We start from the raw sequence: 26590 nt of genomic DNA on the forward strand, positions 1-26590 counted from the left end.
TTCAATTAACTCTTCTAGTTGTTCAGGTGATAATTCACCAATTTTTTTGAATTTTATCACTTCTTATAGCACTAATTTCATCAACCATAATATGAGATTCTAAATTAAAACCATTTAGCTCTGTAGGAGTCAATAACAGGTGAAAAGTTGTGGGTCATCTATTAAATACGTTGTGAAGGCAAACTGTTATACTGGGATGATTTTTATATAAATTAGATTGAACAACAACGGGGCGAGGTTTACCATAATCTCCAGATATTACACCAAGCAACAATATATCTTTTTTAATTTCTATTATTTCCATTCATCTAACCAACTTTCTTCATTGTGTTTTAACCATAAGTTGGCATCAGGATTGTTTTCTTTACTAGCTAATAAGGATTGACGTTTAGCTTCTTTGTCTAGGTCTGAATTTTCTAGTTGTTTAAGATATTATGTATTGCTTCACTAATTATCCAGCTTTTTTCACGGTGTAAATCATAAGTTGCTTTTTCAAGTTTTTTACTTAAATTTATTTCTAAGCGTATACTAGTCGTAATACTTTTTATCCTCCTTATAATATTTAATTGTAACACAAAGTGTTACATATCGCTAGTTAAATAAATTTACTTCTCAAAACGACAAAATGCTCTACTACTATCTTGATTAAGAAAATCGATAATTTGTATTACTATAGAATTATTGTTATATTTCTCAGCAACTTGTTTTATACGCTCAGCAAAATTACCTTCACCTGAGAAGATTTCTTCGATAGCTTTTAAAGCACTTAAAGACTTTACTTTATCAAACCCTTTTCTATTCATACCGATTAGATTTAAGCCCTCAAGCACCGCACGTTTGCTACTTACAAGCCCAAACGGTATTACATCTGCTCCGACCGGCGATAGCCCGCCGATCATCGAATATTCACCGATCCTAGCATATTGATGTACGGCAGACAGTCCGCCGATTATTGCATAATCACCTACCCCAATATGACCTGCTAGGCTTACATAATTAGCAAATACTACATTATTGCCGATTTTACAATCATGACCTATATGGACGCCGACCATAAATAAATTATTATTTCCTACTCTTGTCATCATTCCGCCGCCTTGGCTTCCTGCTTGTACCGTAACATATTCTCTAATAGTATTATTAGAGCCAATTATCGTGCTTGATCGCTCATTAGCATATTTTAAGATTTGTGGAGGTTGACCTATTGATGCAAAAGGATAGATTACGGTATTTTCGCCGATTTCGGTAATCCCTTCAATTACTACATGGGATTTTAGCTCGACATTGTCATGAAGCACAACTTCAGGACCTATAATACAATACGGTCCGATTTTTACGTTTTTACCAAGCTTTGCACCTTCTGCAATTACAGCTGTAGTATGGATATTAGAATTTGACACTATGTCCCTATGTTTTATCTTTAATCATTGCGGTAAACTTACTTTCTACAGCTATTTCACCTTCGACCGTAACCGTACTTGAAAATTTCCATACGTTAGCTCTTTGCTGATCAATAACAGCGTGGATATGCATAGTATCCCCCGGCTGAACAATTCTACGAAATTTTGCATTTTCGATAGTCATTAAAAACACTTCTTTATTCTTAGTAAAACCTAAAGATTTAGCAACTAATATAGCAGCTAATTGTGCCATAGCCTCAACCATTAGAACACCGGGCATAACAGGCCTTGCCGGAAAATGTCCTGTAAATTGCGGTTCGTTAACAGTAACGTTTTTAATACCTGTTATTGATTTGTTAGGATCGATTTTAAGTACTCTATCTACTAATAAAAATGGATAGCGATGAGGTATCCAATCCATGATTTCGGTAATATCTATGATCATTTATTTAGATCTCTTCTTTAATGTAAATTTTCCGTCATTGCGAGGAAATTATGAAATAATTGACGAAGCAATCTAGTAAAAAGTACTAAAATCAGCACTTTTTGCTAATTTTTTTGGATTGCCACCGTAGCCTATGGCTGCTCACAATGACGGCTCAGGTATTTATGCAACAACAAAGCTCTTTTCAATAGCAATCTACTTTTTTAATTTGCTATTAGAGGTCTTTAGTAATTGTTTCATAATAATAGATTGTCTATGCCAATCCATAATAGGAATTGCAGGGCTGCCGCCGACAATTTTACCTGCTTCTATATTTTGTGCTACACCGCCTTGTGCCGCTACCTGTGCCCCATCGCCTATATTTAGATGTCCGGCGATTCCTACTTGCCCTCCAAGAGCACAATATTTACCGATCGTGCTACTTCCTGCTATACCTGTCTGTGCTACGATAATAGAGCCTTTACCTATTTTGACGCCATGCCCTATTTGTACTAAATTATCTATGCGGCATAAATCTTTTATAATTGTATCTTGAAGTGATCCTCTATCAATAGTAGTGTTTGCACCAATTTCAACATTATTGCCGATTTTAACTATTCCTATATGAAATATTTTGTGATGTACGCCTTTTTCGGTAGAAAATCCAAACCCGTCCTGTCCAATTTTTGCACCTGCAAGTATTACGACGTCGTCGCCTATAATTGCATAATTTATTGAAACATGTTGTTCTATTCTAGCGTTTCTGCCGATATTTACTCCTCTACCTATAAAACTTCCAGCTTCTATAATACTATTATCACCTATAATAACATCGTCTTCAATAACTACATTGTGACCTATATAACAATTTTTTCCGATAGTCGCCGAATCTGCAACAATAGCGGATTTCATTATTTTAGCAGGGTATGATTTAATAGGAGCATAAAAAAAATCTATTAATTTGCCGTAAGCAAAATATGAGTTCTGGGCGTGTAATAAAACAGTATTTGGATTTGCTTCTCCCGTAAAATTTTTCGGCACTATACAAGCAGCAGCTTTGGTAGTTTTTAAAAATTCGGAGTATTTAGGATTGCTTAAAAAGCTAATATCATTTGGTGATGCTTCCTGCAGAATTTTAATATCATGAATAGCTATATCTTCATGAATCTTAGGAGGTGCTATAATATCGTGTAAAAAATCTATAATTGCTGTTAGTTTTCGTGGCCCTAGATTTTTATAAAAATTACTACTTACCATATAACTTTAAGCAAATTAATCATTAGCGACAGTATATAAGTGATAGTTTTATTATGCAACAAAATTTACAGGTGGAATAAAAGGTATTGCTAAGTAAAGAATGATGTCGTCATTGCGAGCAGCCGTAGAGCCGTAGGCTGCGTGGCAGTCTCATGAAATAATAACAAACTCCTGAGATTGCTTCGTCAATTGCTATGCAAATTCCTCGCAATGACGGAAAAACCGATCCACGCAACAACGTCTACTTGATTGTAAGATCTAGGAAAAAAATAGATAAAAAGTCACAAATATTAATTTACGTTTTATTAAGAAGAATTAAATTAATATATTGTAGCTATTTTTTGTTACTGAATTATAAAGCTTTTTTGAAATAGAAGTAGCTATTTTAGTACAAATCTTATCAATTTTTACAAAAATATTAATAATCTAATGTCTTTTAATAAAGCCTAAATTATATTAACTAAGTCAAGGTATTGAAAATGTTAGAAATAAACAACTTAGCCTTTGCAGGTGGTGGAGTAAAAGTCATAGCGTATGCAGGGGCTCTAAAGGCATTAAAAGACAAAGATTGTTTAAAAAAATATCCAGAAAAGTAGTTGGAGCTTCCGGTGGTGCAATAGCTGCTTTCTCCATAGCACTAGGATATCAACCGGAAGAAATTGAGGATATACTTAAGAAAATTGATTTTAATAAATTTTCAGATCATACTAGTAAATAGGACCAAGTGTATAATCTTGTATTCTACGGAGGGTTAAATTCTGAGAAATATCTAGAAGAATTTTTAAGGCAATATTAAAAGACAAGGGATTTGACCCCGATATTACTTTTAAACAGCTACATGACAGTCAAAAAACAAATATAGATTTATACGTAGTGTGTACTAATCTCAGTACTCAAAATTTCCGGAAATTCTATCTTATGAAAATGCTCCTGATGAGAAAGTTGTAAAATTCGTATACGCTTCAGGGGCTTTTCCTATATATTTTCAGCCCGTACAAAAAACTGTTCAAGGAGTAGTAGTTTCAACATATGTGGATGGTGGAGTTACGAATAATTACCTGGTTGAGGTGTTTGATGATAAAACTGCAGTACGAAGCCTCCCTCAAACAGATAATAAAAATTATAAAACTCTTGGGTTTAAACCAATCAATAAAGAAATATTAGAAGCTTATCAGAATGGTACAGAACCTAAAAACCGTTTGTGGATACTACTACTGTTGTGGATCAACTATATGCATTAGCTGAAGTTCTCACAAGCTTTGACTTGATAAGTTGTTTTCAGAATCATGATAGAACAGTTTTTATTGATGATCATAATATATCAGCTTTAAGTTTTGATATCACAGCTGAACAAAAAGAAGCATTAATAAATTCAGGTTATTCTGCAACTTATGATTATGTGACGAGAATAGAGAATATAATGCTTGCAGGACTAGGAATAAACGATTCTAATTGTTTAAAGTTTTGCTTAGAATCATCTTGGAACAGCTAAGGTTGTTCTGGAGTATAGAAACCTCCATCAACAGGCGGTAAAATCACCGTTAAATTGGTTTATTCCTCGATATTTTACGGTCGGGGAGGTAGTAGTCGTGTTCTCAGGGCTTAGAGTATTAACTTTAAGCCTAAAAAACTACTCAGCTGTTCTTGTTGACGGTGTTTCTAACTCCCTGATCACCAATCGGGCTTTAACTTAGCTTCTTGGTGATCAAACTTGAATCATTTAAGTTTAACTAATGAAGAACTAAGCCGTTATGAACACTAAAACAGTAGAAATAGCTATTATTGAGCCATATCTAGATTTTTTTTATTAAAGACAAAGAATTATTACGTGAAATTTATCCAAATGGTATAAATAGGGAATTAAGAATAGAATTTATTTTAGTTAAAAAACTTTACACATAATATTCTTACTACAAATTAATTAGAAATTTATTCAATTTACCATACCGAAAATTATACGTATAATCGATAAACAACTTTTAAAAGCATCGCTTGGTTTATTTCGTTCAATTATTCTTGGCACTGTATTATATCTAAACTTAGTTAAATTTTTTATCTATGATAAGAATGATTTTGTATTGAACATACGAGCTTTAAAAAGTAATGAAAATTACTTTTTGTTACATTAAAATTAATTACTTTAAAAAACTGATTAACTGGGAGTAATTAGATAAGCAGAATTTAAATGGTGGAGGCAAGTATACTCAAATGCTTTCAAGAATTGAATTTTATTTTGAGAGGTGAGGATGCGAATCCTTGATAAAATGAGAGAGCAATTTTTGAAAGCAGAAGAGTATAGACGATTTGCTCCACTAAGCGACAGTATATTAAGTAATACTTTTTTATATAACAAAATTTATAAGCATCATAAAAATTAAAGATGAAGGCAAAATGGTCCCTTTTTATTAATTCTATGTAGCGTTACTTTTTCCAGACAACTCAACATCTATCCCCCATTTTTCATTTTCTAAGTCGGAGATAATACAACATATTGCTTCATTTGGTAAGCATGATAAATGTAAAAAAGGGGGGGTAGAATCCGATTGAATTTCCGGTTGTATATACTCCTGCAATGGCAAATGGGAATAATTTCATAAAATTATTCATCGTTATTATAATAGATTCAGGATTATTATTTTGTTCTTGTAAATAAGATGCTAATAGTTCCTTATTTACTTTCACTTTTTTATAGAATTTTGTAGCATATGCAATTTTAAAAAAATTATCTAAACTATTATTATAAAAAAGTTTTATTTAGAAATGAAGCTAAATTTTTTAATAAGTTTTGTTGTTTTTCTTGCAATAATTCCCTTACCTCGGCAAATGCTTTGTCCGTATCTGCGTAGCTTGCAGCCATATTCCCATTATTATCAGCACGAATAATCATCTCAGGTGGCAGCAGCTTAATAAACTCTAGAGAAACTGCTATTATGCCTTTTTTGGATGCAAGCATTAACAATGTCCTTCCGAATTTATCAATAGAGTTAATATTTTCCTCAAACATTCTTGGAATAAGCTCTATACAAACATTATCTAAATCACGCCACATAGCCTTTGTTAATGCAGGCTGACCACGTATATTCTCGATCGTATTAATAGCCTCGTCAGACATCTTGGGAATAATTTTTAAACAACCTTCTTCTAAACCTGCATCAGCAGCTAAAATTAAGGCTGTATTACCATCCTCATCGGATTGATTAAATAAATTAGTATTTTTTATTTTATCAATTAATTTTTCTAGTAAAGATATTAGTTGATTATATAATATTTCATCTGATTCTTCAGGTGTTGATTCTTTATGTATTCCAAAAATTTTTTTATACGTATAAACATAATTTATCTTTATTAACCTAAAGTTAATTACAAAAATAAGTTTACAGATGCAATAGAAATTTAATTGAAGATATAAAATAACTGGATTTAAAGTAAGGAATAGTGGTGGCCACGGTTGGAATTGAACCAACGACACAAGGATTTTCAGTCCTTTGCTCTACCGACTGAGCTACGTGGCCGTATATACTCTATGAACTTGAAAATTTGGCTTCGTCGTCTTTGTAAGTCCTCGGATACTCACGTATTAGTATACGCTCCGCTCCTCGGCTTACAGACTCCTTGCTCTTTTCCAAGTTGATCTTCGTCTATACTATTCTTTCATTTATTAGGGTGTAAGGAAATATAACTTAAGCTTTATAATAGATTAATCGGCTTTTGTCTATTCTTAATTAGTAATATTAGACAAAAATACTTAATTATGATATCATGAGTGTTTATTTTTATAACGGTTTTTATGATCAAAATCGGCAATATTGAGCTTTCTTCAAATATTATACTAGCTCCAATGTCGGGTGTTACGGATTTGGAATTTAGAAGATTAGTGAAAAGATTTGGTGCAGGGCTTGTAGTTTCTGAAATGGTAGCAAGTAGAGCAATGATTGTGGAATCTAGGCAGTCACTAAAAAAAAGTGCCATTATGTGTGATGATGCAACAAGTGCTTGCGTACAGTTAGCAGGCTGTGAGCCGAATGTGATAGCAGAAGCTGCTAAAATGAATGAGGGTATGGGGGCAAAAATTATCGATCTTAATTTTGGCTGTCCGGCGAAAAAAGTAGTAGGCGGTTATTCAGGCTCGGCTCTAATGAGGGATGAGCAGCTGGCAGCTAAAATTTTTGAAGCTACCGTTGAAGCGGTTAAGCTGCCGGTAACCGTTAAAATGCGTATGGGTTGGGATGATAATACGAAAAACGCTCCGACTTTAGCCAAAATTGCTGAAAGCTCAGGTGTTCAGATGATTACCGTTCACGGTAGAACTAGATGCCAGTTTTATTCCGGTAATGCCGATTGGGATTTTATACGATCAGTTAAAGAATCGGTAAAGATTCCGGTTATTGCTAATGGTGATATTACTAATTTTGTTAAGGCAAAAGAAGCCCTACAAAAATCCGGTGCAGACGGTATTATGGTCGGTAGAGGAGCATATGGCAAACCTTGGCTTATTTCACAAATTGATCATTATCTTAAAACAGGTGAAGAAAAATCTGCTCCCTCTATAGCAGAGCAGCTAGATATCGTAACCGAGCATTATGAGGCAATACTTGATTATTATGGTGAATCTGTGGGCGTACCTATTGCACGTAAGCATATTGGCTGGTATAGTAGCGGTTTACCGAATTCAGCAGAGTTTAGAGGTGCTGTTAATTTAATGAACGATCCTCTAGCTGTAAAAGAGAAAATTGCGGAATTTTATACGAGCGTTATGGAGACGAATAAATTAAAAGAATTTTAAGTTTTATTTTTGTAATATTGTTTTTTAGTTTAAGCTATGCAAGTGAAAAAGCAGTAATTATAACTGATTATAAACCGGTATTTTTGCCTGTAATTGCTGAAAATAAAAAAATAAGAATTGCTATTCGTTCTTATTTAAATAATGAAAAATCATATTTCGTTTTAGTAGATCCGAATTCTTTTAAAACTGAAATAGTCCTACAAGAGCTGGTAATTTTACCTACGAATAAAATAGAAAAAGAAAATCTTCTAAAAAAATTAAGTAAAACTCCGTATATTAAAGTTTTAAATAAATATAGCTCTACACCTTATATACAACAAAATTACGGTGCTACGAGTAGCATGTATAAAGTAAAAGGACAGTTCTTGACAATTGACATGTGTTCTTCTTCCAAAAGCTTTGAAGAAGATTTTTTTTAAAAGCTCGTAGAATTATCGATCAAACTAAATAAACCTATTCCGATTGCTATATGTGTTTCAGGATTATGGATTAATAAGCATACAGAAGAATTCTTATGGTTATTAAAACAACAAGAAAACGGTTATTTACAAATAACATGGGTTAATCATTCATTTAGTCATCCTTATTTTAAAGATAAACCTCTTGAAGATAATTTCCTTCTTTCAAATAAAGATGATTTTGAAAATGAAGTATTAGAAGCAGGCAAAATATTAGTAAGTTATAATATTGCTCCGTCACCTTTCTTTCGTTTTCCTGGATTAGTTTCCGATCAAACATTAATAGAAAAATTAAAAGATTTGGGATTTATTCCGCTTGGGAGTAATGCATGGCTTGCTAAAGGCGAAAAAGTTCAAAATGGTTCTTTTTTTTATATTGGTACACGGTAATAGTAACGAAAAAGCCGGAATAGATTTAATTATGCCGATGTTACCGGAATTAAAATTACTTCCTATTGAAAAGGCGTTTTTATTACATGACAATTGATTAGTTAGATATTAATAATACGGTAAGCTCATAGTTGTTCTTATATCACATGAAGAATATGAGAAAATTAATCAGCTTGAAGATATGTATTGGGCAATGCAAGCAAAAAATGCGAGTAAAAGTGGTTTTTTGTCAGAGGAAGAGAGTAAGGATTTTTTAAATAAGATATTAAATATCTTTCTTATAGGAAAAAGAAATGATGGAGAAGTTTATAAATTATTTAAAAGAAAAATTAAATAGTTCATAATTATAATTTAACTTTTCTAGTAGGGCTTTTATCTCTTTGAATATCAAGTTTTGTATCGAATAGCGGAGAATCTTGTAAAAAATCAATAAGGGAAGATTCTTGTGAATTTTCTTTATAATTTGTTATTATACTACATAAACGTTTATTATTATCTAATACTTCTAGATTTACTTCGATTAAAGGCGGAGTAAGTAAATGCTTAATAATTTCAGACCATTCTATTAAAATTAAATTGCTGTTTAATGCCTCTTCAAATCCAAGTTCATAGATTTCTTCAGGTGATTTAAGGCGATACAGGTCATAGTGATATATAGTGAAGTTAGATGCTTTATACGTTTGCAGTAAGTTAAAAGTAGGGCTTATAATGCTTGTATTTTCACCGCAAAAATATTTAATAATTTCACGACAAAAAAATGTTTTACCTGCTCCAAGGTCACCGTTAAGTAAAACTATATCATTTGGTTTTAAGCTTTGTGCTAAAAGCTTTGCAAGCTTCTTTGTCTCTTCTTCGCTATTTAGTGTATGCATTTTTTAACTTGATAAATCATTTGTAAATATTGATTTTGAAAAGTGTTGGAACCTATATTCTGCATATTCCAATTTTCGCTATTTAATATTATTATTTTAGCGTTTAATTTGTCGTATAATCGTGAATTTTGTTCATTACTTAAAACAAGACATTTGTTATTAGACTCTTTAATTAAATCTTCTAGCTTGCTTATATATCGGAGGCTTTTTTGACTTTCGCTATATAATTTTGCAGTTTTAATATTAGTATTAAGAAAAAAATACTCGCTACTGTCACTTAATAAAATTACGTCTTTTATCGTTGCAAGCTCATTATTTTTAATCTTTTGTAGCTTATTTAATTCTTTAAGTGCTGTTGAAAGGTTATTATTAATATCTTCTTGTAGCTCAGGAAATTTTTCACTAAATATTTGTGCAAATTCCTGTAGTAAAATCACAGCATTATTAAGATCAAGCCAAATATGCCAATTATCTTTTATAGTGGTTAAAGATTTAATATCACTGATTTTTATAATGTTTTTGCTATGATTATCAATTAATTTCTCGGCAAAACCGTCAAATTGTTCATTAATATAAATTGCTATATCAGAATTTTTGACTTTTACTAAATCACTAGGTTTTAAATTATAATGATGTGGACAGTCACTACTAATAGCTAAGCTCTCGATATCCGCTTTATCCTTAACAAGCATCGAAACAATACTGCCGATTGGCGTAATACTTACAACTATCTTAGGCTTAGCATAGCTAGTAAGACTGAGGAATGTAAGAAATAGTAATGCTAGGTATGTCATCTCTGTGAAGGCTTGCTTGCGTTGATACCAAATCGTCATTGCTAGCGACTGAAAGGAGCGTGGCAATCTCAGGATTTTGGCACGAGATTGCTTCGTCAAAATTTTCAATTTTTCCTCGCAATGACGGTTTGACGTACTAGCTCTCATAATTTCGCCAACAACTCTAATTTACTAGGTTTAAAATCCTGCTCTATCCAAAAATTTTTTAGATATTCTAGTTTTGCTCCTATCTTTTTTTTTTCTATATTCATATTTAACAAATCATTACCGTTTACTTGGAATTTAGGACGTAATAACGCATCATATTTAAGAATAAATTCTTTTACTTGTGAATGATTTAATTTACCGATTATTCTAGCTGCTAATAAATATTCCTTATAATTCTTTTTTTCAAACCAAATTTTTTTCATGTTAAATTTAGCGTCATTCAGAAAGTTCGTTATTGATAATATTTGCATTGCTTCATGTTTTGAGAATTTCCAATCTAGAAAGACCTTTAAATTTAAATCTTTTTGACAATATAATAAGAGTGCATATCGAGTAACTAATTCTAATTTAAAATCATTTGCCTGCTCAAAAAATTTTATTTCATAATTTTGGATAGAGAATATTAGTTCTAATATTCCTATTTCAAACATAGCTTTTAAAATTTGTGCTGCTCTTTTTGAAACAATAATTTTATCCATTTCGCTTTTAATTCGTTCTCGTGATAAAGTTTTTAAGCCGTCTTTTAAAGCTTTACATGCTTTAAAGCTGCCATCATCAAGCTGATTCGCATAATAGCTAGAAAACCGAAAAAAGCGTAGAATTCGCAAATAATCTTCTTTAATTCTATCTAGAGTTTTTCCTATAAATACAACCTTTTCTTGCTGCAAATCCTTAAACCCTTCAAAATAATCATATATCTCGTTCTTAAAGGGACAATAGCTTAAAGCATTAATAGTAAAATCTCGTCTTGCGGCATCTTCGGCAAAATCGTTGGTGAATATTACTTTGGCATGTCTGCCGTTACATTCAATATCTTTCCTAAGAGTCGTGATCTCAAATTTTTCATTATTTAAAGTAGCCGTAATCGTGCCGAATTTTAAACCGGTCGGAATAGTTTTTATTTTAGCTCCAGATAAAATATTTGTTACTTCACTAGGTGTCAAATTAGTAGCTATATCTATATCGCAGCTACCTTTCTCAAGTCGATCTCTTGGATAACTTGCTTCTAAAGGTAATTTGTACGTCGATCCGGTACTCGAATCCTCACGTACGTTTATGTACATTGCGATTCTGCGTTCCGTGTCTCCTTCAAATTCCTCTTTATTAGTTTTGTTATGCAAGAGATCTAGTAACGCATCACGTACGCAGCCGCCTATAAGTCTTGCTTGTCCTTTTTCATTTAAGAGACTCAAGATTTTTCTATATCCTTTTGAGGGGATTTTTAGTATTTTGTGTGTAACTTGCATTATTCGATTTTACCTAAAGTATCGGATAGTTTTTAAAAAGACTTTGATGTCATCCTAGCTAAAAACTGGACCTTGTTATATGGCTCGTTTATGTCATTCCCGCTTGGCATTGTTGTGTGGATACTGAGTCGTTATTGCAAGCGACTGTAAGGAGCGTGGCAATCCAGAAAAATAATAAAAAAATGTTAAAAACTAGCATTTTTTACTGGATTGCTTCGTCAAAACTTACAGTTTTTCCTCGCAATGACGACTCAGTATCCACACAACAATGCCAAGCGGGAATGACATAGAACAAGAACAGTCCGGTACTAAGATTTTACGTACATTCCTTTTTATTGCAAAAGATAAGTATAATAGGGCTTTTTTTTAAATCTTTATTAATCGTTATTAAGCTCCCGCGGCTTAGATTTATAATTGAGATTAATATGAATTTCGGCTTTCTCACAATGATTATCTTTATTAATGACAATTTTTTGTCCGTAGTTGGTTAAAAAATATTATTCTCTAAAGGTAACACCATACTATCTTTTTGTCCAAACCAATTAGCCCAGTAAGTTCTATTGAAAGCAGGTATTTTATCAGCATGTATTACTAGTTTATTTTCTCTATCTTTAACGCCTACCGCCATATGATTTGCATCAAATATTAATTCCGGCTTTGGGGAGTAGGACATAAATATAAAAGATATTGCCATGATTGCAAGACCAAGCAAACGCCAAGCAGTTTTCCATATACAAAGCCAAAAAAGCCGAATAAAAAAGAGTAATATGCTGAAATTGGTAATATAACCGAAATACTATACAGCAGTTGGTAAACTATTAAAATAGGCGGCTGATTTTATTATTATATCAATAAAGAATCCCATAAGCTTTAGAATATAGTTATCAAACCTGATCATGGTAAAAGGCAGAGATAACAAAGCAAGAGGCATAAGACAAAATGACGTTATCGGAACGACAATGAGGTTAGCTGGTACTGAGTAAATAGCAAATATAAAGAATTGATTAATTACTGCAGGTGCCGTTATGATGCTTGCTAAGAAGCTTGAATAAATATTTGAGGCTGTATAAAATTTTACTGCTCCAAAAATGCCTTTCTTTTCTCCAAGTAACCATGAATTCTTTAAGTAAAATTCATAACCGGCAACAAGCGATAATACGGCGATAAAAGATAATTAGAAACTTGGATGAAAAATATATTCGGGATTTAACGATAATATTATAAAAGCCGCAATTGCAAGTGAATGAAGGGGAAAGCAAGAGCGTCCGATATATAATACCGTAAATAAAAATTGCAGCAGTAATAAAAGCTCTAGTCGCTGCTATTTGCATACCGCTTAGTTCTAAATAACCAAAGCTTCCTATTAGCGAACAATAAGCAGAGATTAATTTTATATTGAAATTATATGTCAAATAATTTGAAAGATTTAATAAAAACCTTGTAGTAAGGAAAATAATCATCACAACTAAAGATAGATGCAAATCCTGAAACACAAAGCACGTGTGATATACCGTTTTGCCTCATATCCTGCATTATTTGCCTGTTTAAACCTTTTGTTTCGCCAAGTAATATTGCAGCTGAAAATTCCCTTTATCTTTTCCTAGCTTTTCTATTAAATTATTATAAATATAGGAACGCACTCTATAAATAAAACTATCAAAATTTGTTTCATTATGTTCTATAATTTGCGGCTCAGACATCGCATAGCCGTTTGCTCCAATATCGGATAGATAAGGGTAAAAACCAAAATCATAACCCCCGGGTAGTATACTATTTTGCGGCTTATAGAGCTTAGCAAGCAAAGTAATTCGGTTATTTACCCTAATTTCTTGTATATATTTTTTCGGTATACTAATTTTTTAACTTTTTGTAAGTTACTATTAATTTGTTTTATCTTTATGCGACTTAACACTACTTATCCTCCTATAATAGTCGGTTTTATCGATCCTATTTTACCGCTAATTTTAGTGATGATAGCTTTATAAAGCATTTCGCTATGTAAATTTGTTACACGATATTTAGAGATGAATATGCCAAAAATAAAAGCAATAATCATTCAGTAAGTAACTGTAAAAATATATTAGAATTTCTAGTAAAGGTTAATATTAAACAAACACAAAAAATGAAAAAAATTGTTGTAAATGAAAGCTCAAAATCAAGCGAAAAATAAACAATAATACCGTAAATAAAACTAACAAAATACCATTATACTCTGTTTCCAAAGTTATTTTAAAATATCGCAGTGTTTTTTATCAAAAGTTAAAAATACATTATACGTTATATCTGTTATATTTTCAATAATTAGAACAAAATTCTCTTGTAATTATAAGTTAAGATAAATTAACTTATATATTGCTTTTTATTAACTTATTCATTATAATTTCCAACGTTATGTACATAAAATTTTAATTTAAATTGAGATATTTGTAATGAATAAGTTAACAGGACAATATTTACTAAAAAAATCAAGATTTTTAAAATATTCTCTGCTTGCCTCCATTTCAGTAGGAGCTGCAATACCTTTTGAGGGTATGGCGATGAGTAAAGAAGCATTTCGTATCGATCTCAGTAATAAATTGTTGAATCACGTGTCACAATTAAACGGACACAAAGATACGACAAATACCCCGCAGCAGATAGGAACAGTAATTGTACCGGAACCAGAAATAAACACATATACTCCATCTGAAATAAGAGAAATGAAAATATCTAACAAACCTAAGGCATCTAATCCATTAAAAGATGTTCCTATAGAGGATCATTATAAAGTGGTAGCACGTAGTAAGTCTGATGTCGGGAAAGCAAGAAAAGTACGACCAATTACTAGACGCAAAACATTTGCAGGCATTGAAAAAACAGAACAAAGTACTCCTGAATCGACAGAACAAATGCTTCAAAAATCAGAGATTATAATAACAGCGTCTTCGCCTACTGTTAGCCCAGCTTCAAATAGTTTTATCACTGCACCTAATACACCAAATACTACCCTGACATCACCTGAACATTATACTACGGCACCTGGTACTCCATCATCAATACCGGCGACTCTGTATCAGCCTACTTCAGATTCTAAACCAAATGATAGTTTAGGAGCTAATACACCACCAAACATAAACACAAACTCAAAGGCAGCACGAAGATTATCGTTTAGCAGTAGCGACCCGCAACAACAGGCAGTGCAATCTAGCTCACAGGTTAAACCAGAAGTTCCTCCGAAGCCGACATTTGTACCGTTGCCTATAAAAAAAAGCAGTACTGAAATTGTAGCAGGAATGGTAAGTAATATATCACGAGTTAATGAGATGATAGGAATCAAGTTAGCTGAAGTAACACAGGCTATTAAAGATACCACAGATAAAAAAGATAAAGAACGATTGCAGAAGTTGTATACGAAGCTAACTTCAACACAAAAAACAACAGAAGCACTCAAGTCAAGAGCTGAAGAGATAGAAACAAAAATCAAAATAGGTGAAAATAAAGATAAAATAAAGAAACTTGAAAAAGAGTTAACAAGTAAAAACAATAAAGCAGATAGATTATTTCAGAAAATAGAAAAAATAGATATTCCAGCAAATAAAGTTTCGATAAAATCGCAGGAAACAGTTCCGGTTACAACGGCGTCAACCGAAGTTAGTGCGTTTCAAGCACAGCAAGCAAGAATTAATGAGGCTCGGCAAGGTGTATTTAATAGAAATAAATCAAGCGGAGATAATGCAAGAAAAAGTAGTGCTGGAACAAAAAGAGAAAAGAAAAAACAAGAAGCACAAAAGCAGTTATCAGAAATAAAGAAACAAGAAAAAGCTAAAGAAGTAGCTGCTAGTGCGAAAAAAGAAACAAGTAGAACGGCATTACGAGTCATGCAAGATAAAATGAATGGTGATTCTGAACAATTAAATAAGATAGAGGAAAATCTAAAGTTAGTAACTCCTGTTGTTTATAATAGTTCTACCGGTCCTACTTATAAGCAGTCGCCAAAAGCAAAGCCAATTATACCATTAAGTCATGGGCTTCAGAGAATTTTAGGTGAACAACCAGAGGATGAAGAGGGGTACTTAGTGCCAATAAAAGTTCAGCAGCAACCTTATACAATAGAGGACCCTATTCCAAGTCATTCAAAAGATATTTATGAGGCTAAGGCTTCACAATACATTAATTATTTGAATAGCATACAGCCAAATCAGTCAAATCAAGCTCAAATAGATAGTGTAATAGATAGTTTAGCAACAGAAATGAAAAAGTTTAGTGCGGATCAATTTAGTCAAAAATTAGGTGAGGTTGCACATCTTGCCAGTATAAAGGCATATGAAGGTTTGTTCGAGCAATTATATGAAATTCAGCAAGCTAGAATTCCAGAAACTCAAAAAGTATATGAGCAAGCGGAAATATCTCAGTCTTATGCAGAGTATGAAGAGAATTCAAGAAAAAGCAGTACTCCAGTATTATCACGCTCGTCTTCAGCTAAAAGTGTAATATCATCAAATTTTGAAGAAAAATCAGCATTGTTACAAACCACAACTACAGATGAAAGCTTGAGATCTGACAACAATTGGAAAAATTCTGCACCATATTCTTCAAGTCCAAAGCTTGATAAAAAAGGATTAGAATATTTAGATTTAGCTGGCGACGCGTTCGTTCAGAATCTAAAACAACCTGATACGTTAACTATAGAAACTCTTGGTTTAATAACGCCAGCACCAAATACAACTGTTGCTAAAAGTGACTCATCGAGGAAAAATAATGTAAGTGGAAGTATTCCGGAGATACAACAACTGCAATCAGAAAAAATGCGTACAGAAACTTTAGGTGTGCAGGATGATCTAGGGCTAGATTTACATTATGTACCTCAAGAAACTTTAACTGAAGAAAGTACCTATTTAGTTTCTAGTAAGAAAAAACAAGGTAATATAATAAAGAGAGCTGTATCAAAAGTAGGGTCAATTTTGCAAATAAATTATGCAGAGAACAGAAAAAGGAAAAGAGATGGAGAAACCTCAAAGCAAAGAACAGTAGATCAAGAGGGAAAATTTGGCCACGCTTGGGGAAATGAGAATCATAAGGAGTCTAGTTTAAGTGTAGTTATTGGATTCACAAAAAAGGCAACTCAGCTTATAAGCCTTTTAGATGCAAAGAGAACCGCAATACTGCAAACAACCAGTCCTTCACAAAGAAAATCACTTAGTTTAGTTTTACAGGAAATAGAAAATGATTACCAAGAAACAATTAAAATCTCTCAAGAATTACAGCAGGTATTAATACGCAAACCGAAAGATATAAAAGCTTATAATGCAAAAGTAGAAAAAAAATTGGATGCTATTAAAAGTAGAGCAGATAAACACTTTAATAATATAGAAACAGATGTAGATGTTGGATTTAATCCAAATGGGGGAAATAGTCATTCTATGGTGACTACTAATATGGATAGCTTACCAAAAAATTTAGCTGTAACCCCACCTATAAATGTAGGGTCACTATATAACTCTCCGCAAGCTCAACAATTTCGAGAAGATCATAAAAATATTATAATAAATGATAGATCACAAGGTAGACTAAATTTGGTTGATAGTACTATAGTAAAAGAACTTACAGATGTAGATGCTTCAATATATAATACTGCTCCCCCTGAGGTACTAAAAGAAGCTGAAGCTTTACTTGATAGATCACAAGGTAGACTAAATTTGGTTGATAGTACTATAGTAAAAGAACTTACAGATGTAGATGCTTCAATATATAATACTGCTCCCCCTGAGGTACTAAAAGAAGCTGAAGCTTTACTTGATAGATCACAAGGTAGACTAAATTTGGTTGATAGTACTATTAAAAAAGGTACACAGCCATTATCTAATTTATCTACTATATATGAGTCGGTTAGTTATGAGAATTTAGCATCAGAAACAATATATAAGACAGAGCAACCTAAGCCATCTATAAGTTACACGAATACTAGTAAACGAAAATTACCTATACCATTATTCAAAAGTGCCGAGCTTGACAAGAAATTAGAGTATTTGGATTTAGAAGATAAACTATTAGAAGTAGAGGAAGCTAGAATAGTTAAGGAAAAGCAAGCTATTGCCAAATTGAATCAATATCAAGATCCAGAAAACCTAGAATTTAAGCGGTTAGCTATGGAAGCACTAGACTTATCTTCAAAAGAATCACAATTAAAAGAAAAAAGGAAAGCCATAGAAGCAGAATTTTCTTTAAATGAAAAGTCTTCAAGCACAGATGTATCAATATTACGTTCCTATTCAATTGATGACATAAGCAATGTACTTAGTGATGCAGAATCAAATCTATCCCATTCACCTTCGGTTAGTGGTTTAGATAATTTAAATAAAGAAAAGATTTGGTTAGAAGGGAAGATAAAGCATCTAGATACTGAATCTAAACCTAAGGTAACTGAGAGTAAGCCAGTATTTTCATGTTCATCTTCAGTTGGTAGCATAAACAGCTTCTCTAATGATGATGATTTGAGTAGTCGTGATGTTGTAACTCCGGTAGATACTCTAAATATAGAAATTAATAAAGATTATGTAGATACCTATATAAGAGTATTAAGCAATAAAATACAAGAAATAGAAGAATTGTCTGGTTCAAGTTCTAGAGAGGAACTTAATCATATTAAAGAAGCAATGGCTTATATAAGTAATCGTATACAGGATGTAGAGGAATTAGATGAAAAAGTGCTTTTAGCAATAAATGCACAATTACAAGAACATGATAAAAAAATTTCTTCGTTACTTCGCGAAGAAGCTACAGATATTCTTGCTCAGTTATTGTTACAAGAAATGTTAGTGTCGGATGGTAAATCAGAATCTACCTTACCTGCAGGAGATGAAGAACAAGAAGACACAGAAGTAAGTAGACAATTATCTTCATTACCTGCACTTGCATCAAGTAATGAGAGTGCATTAGCATTAAGTGATGATAGAGAAAAGGAATGTTTAGCATTAGGCGATGGTAGCGAAGATGAAGAAAGTTATGATTCAGGGTTTGAAGAGGAAGAAGAAACAATAGGGCAATTATCCGATTCCGATGGGGGTAATCTTAAAATAACGGAAGTTGATACGGTTATTCCTCTTGAACAGGAAGCAAAAAAAGAAATGCAAACGCAAATTTCAGAAAACGCTCCTACTTTAAATCAAGCGAAAGTTGTTAATACTATTGTAAATAATATGATTCGTAACAGATTAGATGCATCTATGAATATATCTAATAATATGGTAGCAGTGGGAGCCGGTGATGAAGAAGAGTCTCATATAAAAAGAGGTTTGTGGATGCGTGGTATATACGGCACTAATAATCATGGACGCGTTGAGAATATGACCGGTTATAGAGGTACTAACAAAGGTGCTACTATCGGGTTCGATGCTGAAATCGACAATAATATCGTAGGTATAGCTTATAGTAATGTTCATTCAGTATTTAAATTTAAAAATAGTAAAAATAATGATAAAGAACTTATTAATAGTCATGTGGTTTCTATTTACGGACAAAAAGAATTACCGAAGAATTTTGCACTACAAGCTTTAGTATCTGCTTCCAAAAACTTTATTAAAGATAAAACAACTTATTCATATGGTGATACTAAAATTAGAAGTAATGTAAAACATCGTAATCATAGTTATAATGCGGAAGCATTACTGCATTATAATTATCTTTTGCAGAGCAAGCTCGTTATTACCCCGAATATCGGCTTAAGATACGGGAAGTCACGAGACGGGGTATATAATGAAACCGGTGTTAACGTACAAGAAATAGCTCTTACAATGAAAGAGAATAATATATTGTCTGGAATTGTCGGTACTAAAGTCACAGTACCTTTAAAAGATGCTCTAAAATTTAATAATTTAGGTCTAACATTCCAAGGAGCGGTAGAACATAATTTTAAAGAGAAAACCCAAAGAATAAATAGAGTTGTTAAAATATTTGATAATACATTCAAACATAATTATCTAATACCGAAGCAACCGAAAACATCCTATAATTTAGGAACGGGTATTATAGGCAGTATCAAAAATACTACTATTTCGTTGGATTATAATTATTATCTAAATAAACATTATAGAAGTCATCAAGGTAGTGTTAAGCTTAAGGTAAACCTATAATTTTTATACTTGCAATATTTGCAAAGGTGTTATATAAAACTTCTAACTTAATGTCATGCCGTGGTCATAGCCACGGTATGGCTAACTATATTGCTTACTTTAAAATTAAGGCCCCTTCGTCTAGCGGTTAGGACACCACCCTTTCACGGTGGGAACACGGGTTCGAGTCCCGTAGGGGTCACCATTCTATATTTTCCTATAATATAAGATCTTAAATAATCTAATTTTAAATTCAGAATTCTCAAACTATAAGTGACTATCAAACAATTATAGTGTGTCTAGAAAAGCATGCCTCTTCATTTGTTCATTTAGATTTTAGCAATCTACATTTAACGCTTCCGCAGCTAGAGGAAATAGCTGCTAAAATCCAAAATAATAATTTTATCGGTAATGTAAGCTAGGGCAAGATGCCTAATGCTTCTAGTGAGCTTGTACAAAAGATTGAAAGTAAAATTATCTTAAATAATCAAAACTATAAAGCACCACCCTACCGACTTTGTCCATGGGTTATTTAGTTTACATGCTTATATGGATTCTACGGAAAATGATATTGTAGAGTTTGCTGTAGAAAAAGAAAATAATGAAAAGGTCAAAACCCGAAATGAACAATTAAAAGACTGGAGCCTGAGAAATAGGTAGATATTACGCAGTAGCATATGTAAATGAAAAAGTAAAACAAATTGTACTTACCTATCGAGGTACTACATTTGAAAAATTAGATTTGCTCAAAACTAATTCACCGTTTAAAGCTCATTTTAAAAGTATTTTAGGTGGACAGATTGGCACAGCAAGCGGCCGCAAATGAAGCTACAAAGGAGATTACCAAATATGCTGAAGAGAATAATTATAATTTTTTTCACAGGTCATTTTTTAGGTGTATGGTTCGCAGAGCTTAGTTTATATTTTGCTCATAGAGATTTTCATTATCCAAAAGTAAAGGCAATCACATTCGATAGCCCGGGTTTAGCTACAGAAAATCTTTAGCCGCAGATGTATAGCCATGAAACTACCTTTGACGTAAAAATTTTAAATATAACAACTTATTTATCAGCTCCAAATTTTGTAAATGTCTGTAATCCGCATATTAATAAAGCACTTGATATTTATTACCTTTAGCAAGCAATCTAATATATAAAAATGCTACTGCAACGACATTTGGAAACTTCTTAGAGGTAATCGATCAGCTTATAAGCGGTAATATTGCAACCGGACAATTTTTAGAGGTTTATAAGCATTTAGAAAATAATGCCGCACAAGGTTGCCCATCAAAAGAGATCATAACCCCTGAGGGAACATTTGAACTTTCTTACAAAGGTCATTATTGTATAAAAGAAGTAAATTTGTCTGTAGATATAGCAAATACAAATAATAAGGGCAGTAGTGATTGGTATCTAGCACAGTTGAGCAAATTGAGTAAAAGAAATACCAAATTTAATAAAACAACAGTTAAAAGTAATAAAAGAACTATATGAACCTCAATATGGCAAATATTATATCTTTACAAACTTACCTAAAGTTAAAGTAGATGACTTAAGAGAGCAAATTTTAAGGTTAATTGAAGTAAGTTTATCAACTTATAATTTGATTGTCCATAATGAAATATTACAACAAATAGAAGAAACTTTAAACGAAAAACGATTTGTAACAATTAGTGCTTTCGCTGGAGCCGGTAAAACCACGCTAGCTATAAAATATGGAGATAGACAAACACAAGCGAAAAAGAAAATAGTACGTTTTATTAACGCAGATTCTGTAGACAAAGTCCTTGAAGCATATAGACAACTTGCTAAAGAATTTACTATTTATGTAATAGATGAAAAGGAAGAAAACATAATAAGATTAGTCCATGAGAGGATTGCTAATTTAAATTCAGCTATATTATTTATTTTTGATAATGTTGAAGATCATAAAGATATAGAGCCTTATCTTAACAGTATAATTAATATACTTAATGATAAGGCACAAGTGATAATTACTACTAAAAATAATAATTTAAGTAATGATATAGAAAATATTATATTAGTAGAGTCTTTTAGTAAAAAAGAAGCGATATTATATTTAAAGAAATCTCTAAAAAATAGATTAAACAAGAAAGATATTGATAAATTAGTAGAAGACTTTGGTAGTAACGATGCTGCATCACCTTATAGGCTATCTAAAGCAGTAGCATATTTAAAAGCAAATAAATTACTTAAAGTAAATGATTACATAATTACTTTAAAAATAGCAAAGATGATCATATAGAAACCGTTTTATTAATACAATTATTAGAAAAATCACCTTTAGCTTGGCAGATATTTTACAATATTCTGCAGATTTAGACCCTGAGTTTATCAGTATAGAGATTTTTGAAGAATTATTTTTAAATTACATAGATTAATGCAATTTATAACAAAGCAATATATAAATAAAATAAAGAACATGCGATAGATGAAATCTTAGATGATTTATTTCCAATATTAACAGATGTTCCAAGTGAAGACTGGGAAAATTCTAAAATATTTTATCCCCATGTAGTAAAAATATTAAATTATGATATTGAAATGGATAAATGTAGAAAGGCAAATTTATATCAAAAATGGGTTATTATAATGAATATATATTATGTAAATTTGAAGAATCGTTAAAATATTATAAGAAAGCTTTAAAAATCGATCAAGAATTAGTTCATATTGCTAGCTCTCTTAATAATATCGGAGTGATTTATGAAAATTAGATAATACATACGAAGCTATAGAGTTTTATAAACAATCTTATTTAATGTACGTCAAACTTTAGGTTTAGGTCACTACAAGGCTAAAAACTTATCTCAAAAAAATTGCACCAGAATTTATAAAAAATAATGAAACTAGGGAGTTTATATTATAAAGAGGCGATTTTGAGGAAGTTACATTAGAAATTAAACAAAAAATACAAAAGAATGTTTTGAATAAAATATATATTAATGCTGCTAAAGATAAGTGGAATAGTAAGTTCTCAATCTTAGGAAATTGGGGGTGCAAGGCTATTTAGGTGATAGATATTTATAGCAAAACAACTAGGAATTTTATCTGACCTTAAAAATATAGAAATAGCTAAAATGTTATGTTTTGAAGCGATTTGCTTAGGAGCGATTAACAGCTCTAGCAAAAACTTCACTTGTGTAAAAGAATTTGTTAGAGCCTATCCTGAATTAACAAATAAGATAACAAACGCACATTCTGAATATTTTATTGATGGCTCAATATTACGGGTATGTGTTAATGATGAAGCAATTTTAAATAAATTGCTAGCTAGTGGTTAGTGTGGCTATGTAGCTTTACCCTCATCCTGAGGAAAATCAGATTTATCCATTAAATTTTTAGCAATATTGCTTTCTGAAAGCTTAACTGATTTAAAATATTCGGATACAAGTTTTATCACTTCATCACAAAATTCATCTTGTAGCTCTTTACTTGCGGTTGATTTTTGGTTTTGCATTAACTGTATAGCATCAGATTTTTTATGCTCTAAAAATTCTTCAATTTCTTTAGTTTTTTCTTGAATGATTTTCTTGGTAACTTCATTACTTTCTTCTATCATTTGAGAGCGTAAAGTTTTTAATTTCTTTATTTGTGCGTTGGTGTGTTTAAAGAGCAAAGCAGCATCGTCTTTTAACTTTTCAGCTTGTAGAACTTTTTCTTGGACTTCTAAAATCTTAGCATCTAAAGAATTTAAAATGGCTTTTTTTGCCGGTCTATAAACTAAATATAAAAAAATTACAAAACTAACGGCAAGCCAGAAGCTCTCATCTAGGAAATTCATTATTTTACTTTTATATTTTGTAGTAAATTCATATCTGCTTTAGTGCCAGCTATTTTTTCAATAATATTAACGGCAAGCTTTATGATTGCTGCGCTTTTATTAGTTCTAAATTGCTTAGCAGCTAAATTTATATCTTCAATGTTTTGATTTATAGCGTTTTTTAAATCTTGCTCTAGATTCTTTTTTTTAATTAAAAATTCTGACTCTAAAGAGTCTATTTTTTCTTTTTTTAGTCTATCTATTTCAGCATTTGTTTTGTCTATTTCCTCGTTATAATATTTATTTAGCTTTTCTACTTCTATGGTCAATGTATCGGCTTGCGTAATATTATCTTGAATATTTGTCTGTCTATTATTAAAAATTTCTTCAGCTTTTGGAATTATAAATTTATAAACAAAGATATACAATAAGCCGAAAGTAACGATAAGCCAAAAAATTTGTGAATAATAGGTAGCAATATCAAATTGAGGCATCTTATTTAAAAATGAATTTTAAGAAAAAATAAGTAACATAGCAATTACAAAGGAAAAAAGTCCCATTGCTTCAGCAAGACCTGCACCGATCAGAGCCATTCTTTGTAAGTTTTCTGTAGCCGAAGGGTTTCGTGCTATTGCACTAAGTAGAGAGCTAAATATGTTACTAACGCCTAAAGCTGCACCATACATGCCGATAGCCATAAGTCCTGTACCAATAAATTTTAAAGAAACCATGTCCATAAAAAACTCACTTTTAATTAATCAAAAAATTTTATCTAATTATCTGTATAATAGGCTTTTTGCACAACGAAGCTAATAAAGAGGAATTTGCAGGAAACACGAAGCACAGAACTGCAGAGTACAAAAAAGTACTTGAGGATTCAAGCATCGGATTGACGTACAAATTACCTTTAGAAGCAAGTTGTGCAAAAAGCCTAGTGTAAATTAATAGCATCATTAAGATACATACAAGATAAAATAGTAAAAATATAAGCTTGAAGTATTGCAACAAAAATTTCAAACCCAATTAGTATCACCATAATAGGGATTGGCAGAAATTTCAAGTAAATCATTAATGACACGGTAAAACCGGCTATTACTTTTAATAAAACATGTCCTGCCATCATATTAGCGGCAAGTCGTAATGATAAACTAACCGGTCTTGCTAAATATGTAAATAGTTCAATTACTATCATCAACGGTGCTAACCATAAAGGAGTACCATGCGGTAAAAAAAGGGTTAAAAAACGTAAGCCGTGTTTTGCAAAACCGACTATAGTTACCATTAAAAATACTAGAATTGCCAAGGTAAAAGTAACGATAATATGACTAGTAGCAGTAAAGCTATAAGGTGTCATACCAAGTAAATTACAGAATAAAATGAAAATAAATAAACTAAAAACTAACGGAATAAATTTACGTCCTTTTACTCCTATATTCTGATTTAACATATCAGCTACAAGATTATAAACTATTTCAGCACTCACTTGTAATCTAGAAGGTACTAATTTCCGGTTATAAAAAGCTAAGTAAAAATAAGTTAGAGCTAAGATGCTAGCAAGTAACATATAGATACTCGAATTAGTAAAGCTGACGTCAAAACTGAACATTTTGATGTCTATTAATTTTTTGATATCAAATTGTGCTAAAGGGCTATGAGTCATTTCCTTACTTTTTATTATTTACTTTTTGCCTTATAATGTTAAAGCCGGCAATCATTCCTATTATTGTAAATATAATAAGAAATAAAGGTTTAGAATTAAAAATTTTATCCGTAAATATTCCAATTACGACACCTACCATTGTACCTGAAACTAAATCTACAGCGATAGTGAAGGGGCTAATTGCTTGCCGAATTTTAGGATTAGAAAACTTAGGAGTTTTTAAGTCTTTAATTCTTGCTTTGATATCTTTTAGTTTTTCCGTATTCATTAGTTTATCTCCGTCATTGCGAGAAGACGCCATAGCCGTCGACGAAGCAATCTCAGGATATTTAACGAGATTGCCGCACAGTCTACGACTGCTCGCAATGACGATCTAAATTACAAGCTCATTTCATTTTTTGCTTTTTCTTTCTGCTCCTCTAAAGCTTTATCAACTGCTGTGGAAATAGTATCTATGCTATAACTTCCTGTTTGTACTCCGTTAACGAAGAAAGAAGGAGTACCTATAAATTGGGGTGCTTTTGCTACAAAATTGGTATTAGCAATTAGTATTGCAGTAATTTTATCATTATTTAAACATTGTTTATATTCTTCCGGAGAAATACCGCCAAGTTGTCCTATATCAGTTAATAATTCTCTGTATTTATTGCTGTATGCCCACTTATCTTGTTGTATTAATATGATATTATGAAGTTGTGTAAAACTATTTGTATCCCCCTTGCAGCGGGCTAAAATTGCAGCATCTAAATCTTGTTTAGTAGCAATAAATTCACGAACCACATATGCAATTTTGTTAGTATCAATATATTTTTTCTTAAGTTCCGGAAAAATTGTTTGATGATAATAAGCACAATGCGGACAGGTAGGAGAAAAATACTCGACTACTATAACATTTGATTTTTTGTTACCAAGAACCATATCATTATCATCAACTTTAAAAGTGACTTTAACAGGTTTTATTGCAGGATTTTTTTGTTTTTGTGAAGCCGGCGTTGATACTTCATCAGTCTGATTATTATCATTAGCAGGAACTATTGATTCAGCCGTATTTTCAGAATTTACGGCTTCCTGATTCGTTTCTTTAGAAGTTTCGTTATTTTGAGTTTCGTGCTCTATTATTTGTTTTTCCTCATGGTTCTTATCTTGTGCTTTTTCTTCTGAACAGCTACTCAAAAATAATAAAAATATTAGTATAATAAAAATACTTCGCATATTTATTCCTTTAACT

General features: G+C 31.7%; 28 protein-coding genes, 2 tRNA genes and 6 pseudogenes. 16 read left to right on the plus strand and 20 right to left on the minus strand.

What is annotated here, in order from left to right; genetic code table 11:
• Nucleotides 1–34: 34 nt before the first annotated feature.
• The 5 genes and pseudogenes from WSW_RS1000000113110 to lpxD all read right to left on the minus strand — a co-directional run bounded on the left by WSW_RS1000000113110 (nt 35) and on the right by lpxD (nt 3081).
• Nucleotides 35–271: pseudogene (locus WSW_RS1000000113110) on the minus strand (type II toxin-antitoxin system PemK/MazF family toxin).
• 23 nt (nt 272–294) lie between these two features.
• A pseudogene (locus tag WSW_RS1000000113945) lies at nt 295–575 on the minus strand (hypothetical protein).
• A 30-nt stretch (nt 576–605) separates the two neighbouring features.
• Nucleotides 606–1400 (minus strand): acyl-ACP--UDP-N-acetylglucosamine O-acyltransferase, encoded by a 795-nt coding sequence (lpxA, locus tag WSW_RS0104915; RefSeq protein ID WP_004997001.1) that lies wholly within the window; start codon nt 1398–1400, stop codon nt 606–608.
• Between the two features lie 7 nt (nt 1401–1407).
• The gene (gene fabZ, locus WSW_RS0104920; protein ID WP_016917299.1) at nt 1408–1845 is read right to left on the minus strand and encodes a 3-hydroxyacyl-ACP dehydratase FabZ; all 438 of its coding nucleotides are present in this window, start codon (nt 1843–1845) and stop codon (nt 1408–1410) included.
• Nucleotides 1846–2040: 195 nt separating this feature from the next.
• Nucleotides 2041–3081 (minus strand): UDP-3-O-(3-hydroxymyristoyl)glucosamine N-acyltransferase, encoded by a 1041-nt coding sequence (lpxD, locus tag WSW_RS0104925; protein WP_016917300.1) that lies wholly within the window; start codon nt 3079–3081, stop codon nt 2041–2043.
• Nucleotides 3082–3560: 479 nt separating this feature from the next.
• On the opposite strand from lpxD, the gene WSW_RS1000000113115 reads away from it, so the two are divergent.
• The 5 genes and pseudogenes from WSW_RS1000000113115 to WSW_RS1000000113135 all read left to right on the plus strand — a co-directional run bounded on the left by WSW_RS1000000113115 (nt 3561) and on the right by WSW_RS1000000113135 (nt 4573).
• Nucleotides 3561–3677 carry a hypothetical protein gene (locus WSW_RS1000000113115; RefSeq protein WP_016917301.1) on the plus strand — a complete coding sequence of 39 codons (117 nt, stop codon included), beginning with the start codon at nt 3561–3563 and terminating at the stop codon, nt 3675–3677.
• Entirely contained in the window at nt 3650–3799 is a 150-nt protein-coding gene (locus WSW_RS1000000113120) for a patatin-like phospholipase family protein (protein WP_016917302.1), read from the plus strand. The genes WSW_RS1000000113115 and WSW_RS1000000113120 overlap by 28 nt, the downstream gene beginning before the upstream one ends.
• A 190-nt stretch (nt 3800–3989) precedes the next feature.
• A pseudogene (locus WSW_RS1000000113950) lies at nt 3990–4094 on the plus strand (patatin-like phospholipase family protein); the annotation flags it as partial.
• A gap of 18 nt (nt 4095–4112) precedes the next feature.
• Nucleotides 4113–4322 (plus strand): hypothetical protein, encoded by a 210-nt coding sequence (locus tag WSW_RS1000000113130; RefSeq protein WP_016917303.1) that lies wholly within the window; start codon nt 4113–4115, stop codon nt 4320–4322.
• The gene (locus WSW_RS1000000113135; protein WP_016917304.1) at nt 4301–4573 is read left to right on the plus strand and encodes a hypothetical protein; all 273 of its coding nucleotides are present in this window, start codon (nt 4301–4303) and stop codon (nt 4571–4573) included. The genes WSW_RS1000000113130 and WSW_RS1000000113135 overlap by 22 nt, the downstream gene beginning before the upstream one ends.
• Before the next feature lie 1245 nt (nt 4574–5818).
• On the opposite strand, the gene WSW_RS1000000113140 is transcribed toward WSW_RS1000000113135, so the two are convergent.
• Together WSW_RS1000000113140 and WSW_RS0104960 are read right to left on the minus strand one after the other, a co-directional pair.
• Complete coding sequence (locus tag WSW_RS1000000113140; RefSeq protein ID WP_238528515.1) at nt 5819–6550, minus strand: ankyrin repeat domain-containing protein; 732 nt, start codon at nt 6548–6550, stop codon at nt 5819–5821.
• Nucleotides 6518–6593 (minus strand) — tRNA-Phe (locus tag WSW_RS0104960). The genes WSW_RS1000000113140 and WSW_RS0104960 overlap by 33 nt, the downstream gene beginning before the upstream one ends.
• 275 nt (nt 6594–6868) lie before the next feature.
• Here WSW_RS0104960 and dusB point away from each other — a divergent pair.
• The 3 genes and pseudogenes from dusB to WSW_RS1000000112335 all read left to right on the plus strand — a co-directional run bounded on the left by dusB (nt 6869) and on the right by WSW_RS1000000112335 (nt 9049).
• On the plus strand, nt 6869–7864 hold the full coding sequence (gene dusB, locus WSW_RS0104965) for a tRNA dihydrouridine synthase DusB (protein ID WP_029375002.1): 996 nt from the start codon (nt 6869–6871) through the stop codon (nt 7862–7864).
• Nucleotides 7849–8809 (plus strand): annotated as a pseudogene (locus tag WSW_RS1000000109490) (polysaccharide deacetylase family protein). The gene dusB and the pseudogene WSW_RS1000000109490 overlap by 16 nt, the downstream one beginning before the upstream one ends.
• A 96-nt stretch (nt 8810–8905) precedes the next feature.
• The gene (locus tag WSW_RS1000000112335; protein WP_172795061.1) at nt 8906–9049 is read left to right on the plus strand and encodes a hypothetical protein; all 144 of its coding nucleotides are present in this window, start codon (nt 8906–8908) and stop codon (nt 9047–9049) included.
• Between the two features lie 7 nt (nt 9050–9056).
• Here the strand turns inward: WSW_RS1000000112335 and tsaE are convergent, their stop codons facing one another.
• From tsaE to WSW_RS1000000112060, 7 genes and pseudogenes are all read right to left on the minus strand, one after another.
• Nucleotides 9057–9584: a tRNA (adenosine(37)-N6)-threonylcarbamoyltransferase complex ATPase subunit type 1 TsaE gene (tsaE, locus tag WSW_RS0104980; RefSeq protein WP_016917308.1), complete on the minus strand. Its 528-nt coding sequence runs from the start codon at nt 9582–9584 to the stop codon at nt 9057–9059.
• Nucleotides 9572–10525, minus strand: a complete 954-nt coding sequence (locus tag WSW_RS0104985) for a metal ABC transporter solute-binding protein, Zn/Mn family (RefSeq protein ID WP_029375003.1) — start codon at nt 10523–10525, stop codon at nt 9572–9574. Before WSW_RS0104985 ends, tsaE begins: the two co-directional genes overlap by 13 nt.
• Nucleotides 10522–11832, minus strand: coding sequence for a palindromic element RPE1 domain-containing protein (locus WSW_RS0104990; protein ID WP_016917310.1), 1311 nt, complete (start codon nt 11830–11832; stop codon nt 10522–10524). The genes WSW_RS0104985 and WSW_RS0104990 overlap by 4 nt, the downstream gene beginning before the upstream one ends.
• Nucleotides 11833–12319: 487 nt before the next feature.
• Entirely contained in the window at nt 12320–12526 is a 207-nt protein-coding gene (locus tag WSW_RS0105000; protein WP_014362268.1) for a hypothetical protein, read from the minus strand.
• Nucleotides 12527–12628: 102 nt separating this feature from the next.
• A pseudogene (locus tag WSW_RS1000000113960) lies at nt 12629–13365 on the minus strand (ComEC/Rec2 family competence protein).
• Nucleotides 13366–13376: 11 nt separating this feature from the next.
• Nucleotides 13377–13634 (minus strand): hypothetical protein, encoded by a 258-nt coding sequence (locus WSW_RS0105005; RefSeq protein WP_029375004.1) that lies wholly within the window; start codon nt 13632–13634, stop codon nt 13377–13379.
• Nucleotides 13635–13747: 113 nt separating this feature from the next.
• On the minus strand, nt 13748–13888 hold the full coding sequence (locus tag WSW_RS1000000112060; protein WP_016917312.1) for a hypothetical protein: 141 nt from the start codon (nt 13886–13888) through the stop codon (nt 13748–13750).
• 373 nt (nt 13889–14261) lie between these two features.
• Here WSW_RS1000000112060 and WSW_RS0105015 point away from each other — a divergent pair, with 373 nt between their 5' ends.
• From WSW_RS0105015 to WSW_RS0105055, 7 genes and pseudogenes are all read left to right on the plus strand, one after another.
• Complete coding sequence (locus WSW_RS0105015) at nt 14262–19940, plus strand: autotransporter outer membrane beta-barrel domain-containing protein (protein WP_016917313.1); 5679 nt, start codon at nt 14262–14264, stop codon at nt 19938–19940.
• Between the two features lie 109 nt (nt 19941–20049).
• Nucleotides 20050–20124 (plus strand) — tRNA-Glu (locus WSW_RS0105020).
• An 88-nt stretch (nt 20125–20212) separates the two neighbouring features.
• Nucleotides 20213–20341, plus strand: a complete 129-nt coding sequence (locus tag WSW_RS1000000113630; protein ID WP_016917314.1) for a hypothetical protein — start codon at nt 20213–20215, stop codon at nt 20339–20341.
• A 427-nt stretch (nt 20342–20768) separates the two neighbouring features.
• A complete protein-coding gene (locus WSW_RS1000000113145; RefSeq protein WP_016917316.1) occupies nt 20769–20924 on the plus strand; it encodes a hypothetical protein in 156 nt (51 codons plus the stop codon).
• A gap of 597 nt (nt 20925–21521) precedes the next feature.
• Nucleotides 21522–22184, plus strand: a complete 663-nt coding sequence (locus WSW_RS1000000109500) for an AAA family ATPase (RefSeq protein ID WP_050542979.1) — start codon at nt 21522–21524, stop codon at nt 22182–22184.
• Between the two features lie 299 nt (nt 22185–22483).
• Nucleotides 22484–22656: pseudogene (locus tag WSW_RS1000000111705) on the plus strand (tetratricopeptide repeat protein).
• Between the two features lie 363 nt (nt 22657–23019).
• Nucleotides 23020–23223: a hypothetical protein gene (locus WSW_RS0105055; RefSeq protein WP_016917318.1), complete on the plus strand. Its 204-nt coding sequence runs from the start codon at nt 23020–23022 to the stop codon at nt 23221–23223.
• A 5-nt stretch (nt 23224–23228) separates the two neighbouring features.
• Here WSW_RS0105055 and WSW_RS0105060 read toward each other — a convergent pair whose 3' ends face one another.
• The 3 genes from WSW_RS0105060 to WSW_RS0105070 are packed head-to-tail and all read right to left on the minus strand — an operon-like array spanning nt 23229 to nt 24439.
• The gene (locus WSW_RS0105060) at nt 23229–23723 is read right to left on the minus strand and encodes a F0F1 ATP synthase subunit B (RefSeq protein ID WP_016917319.1); all 495 of its coding nucleotides are present in this window, start codon (nt 23721–23723) and stop codon (nt 23229–23231) included.
• Nucleotides 23723–24196 carry a F0F1 ATP synthase subunit B family protein gene (locus WSW_RS0105065; RefSeq protein ID WP_016917320.1) on the minus strand — a complete coding sequence of 158 codons (474 nt, stop codon included), beginning with the start codon at nt 24194–24196 and terminating at the stop codon, nt 23723–23725. The genes WSW_RS0105060 and WSW_RS0105065 overlap by 1 nt, the downstream gene beginning before the upstream one ends.
• Before the next feature lie 18 nt (nt 24197–24214).
• Entirely contained in the window at nt 24215–24439 is a 225-nt protein-coding gene (locus WSW_RS0105070) for a F0F1 ATP synthase subunit C (protein ID WP_016917321.1), read from the minus strand.
• Nucleotides 24440–24498: 59 nt separating this feature from the next.
• Between WSW_RS0105070 and WSW_RS1000000110870 the strand changes: the two genes are divergently transcribed.
• A complete protein-coding gene (locus WSW_RS1000000110870) occupies nt 24499–24642 on the plus strand; it encodes a palindromic element RPE1 domain-containing protein (protein ID WP_083832945.1) in 144 nt (47 codons plus the stop codon).
• On the opposite strand, the gene WSW_RS0105075 is transcribed toward WSW_RS1000000110870, so the two are convergent.
• The 3 genes from WSW_RS0105075 to WSW_RS0105085 all read right to left on the minus strand — a co-directional run bounded on the left by WSW_RS0105075 (nt 24634) and on the right by WSW_RS0105085 (nt 26574).
• Complete coding sequence (locus WSW_RS0105075) at nt 24634–25362, minus strand: F0F1 ATP synthase subunit A (protein ID WP_016917322.1); 729 nt, start codon at nt 25360–25362, stop codon at nt 24634–24636. The genes WSW_RS1000000110870 and WSW_RS0105075 overlap by 9 nt on opposite strands.
• A gap of 4 nt (nt 25363–25366) precedes the next feature.
• On the minus strand, nt 25367–25630 hold the full coding sequence (locus WSW_RS0105080; RefSeq protein WP_029375005.1) for an AtpZ/AtpI family protein: 264 nt from the start codon (nt 25628–25630) through the stop codon (nt 25367–25369).
• 110 nt (nt 25631–25740) lie between these two features.
• Nucleotides 25741–26574, minus strand: a complete 834-nt coding sequence (locus tag WSW_RS0105085) for a DsbA family protein (RefSeq protein WP_016917324.1) — start codon at nt 26572–26574, stop codon at nt 25741–25743.
• Nucleotides 26575–26590: the final 16 nt, after the last annotated feature.

The organism is Rickettsia honei RB, assembly GCF_000263055.1.
GTDB classification, from domain to species: Bacteria; Pseudomonadota; Alphaproteobacteria; order Rickettsiales; family Rickettsiaceae; genus Rickettsia; species Rickettsia rickettsii.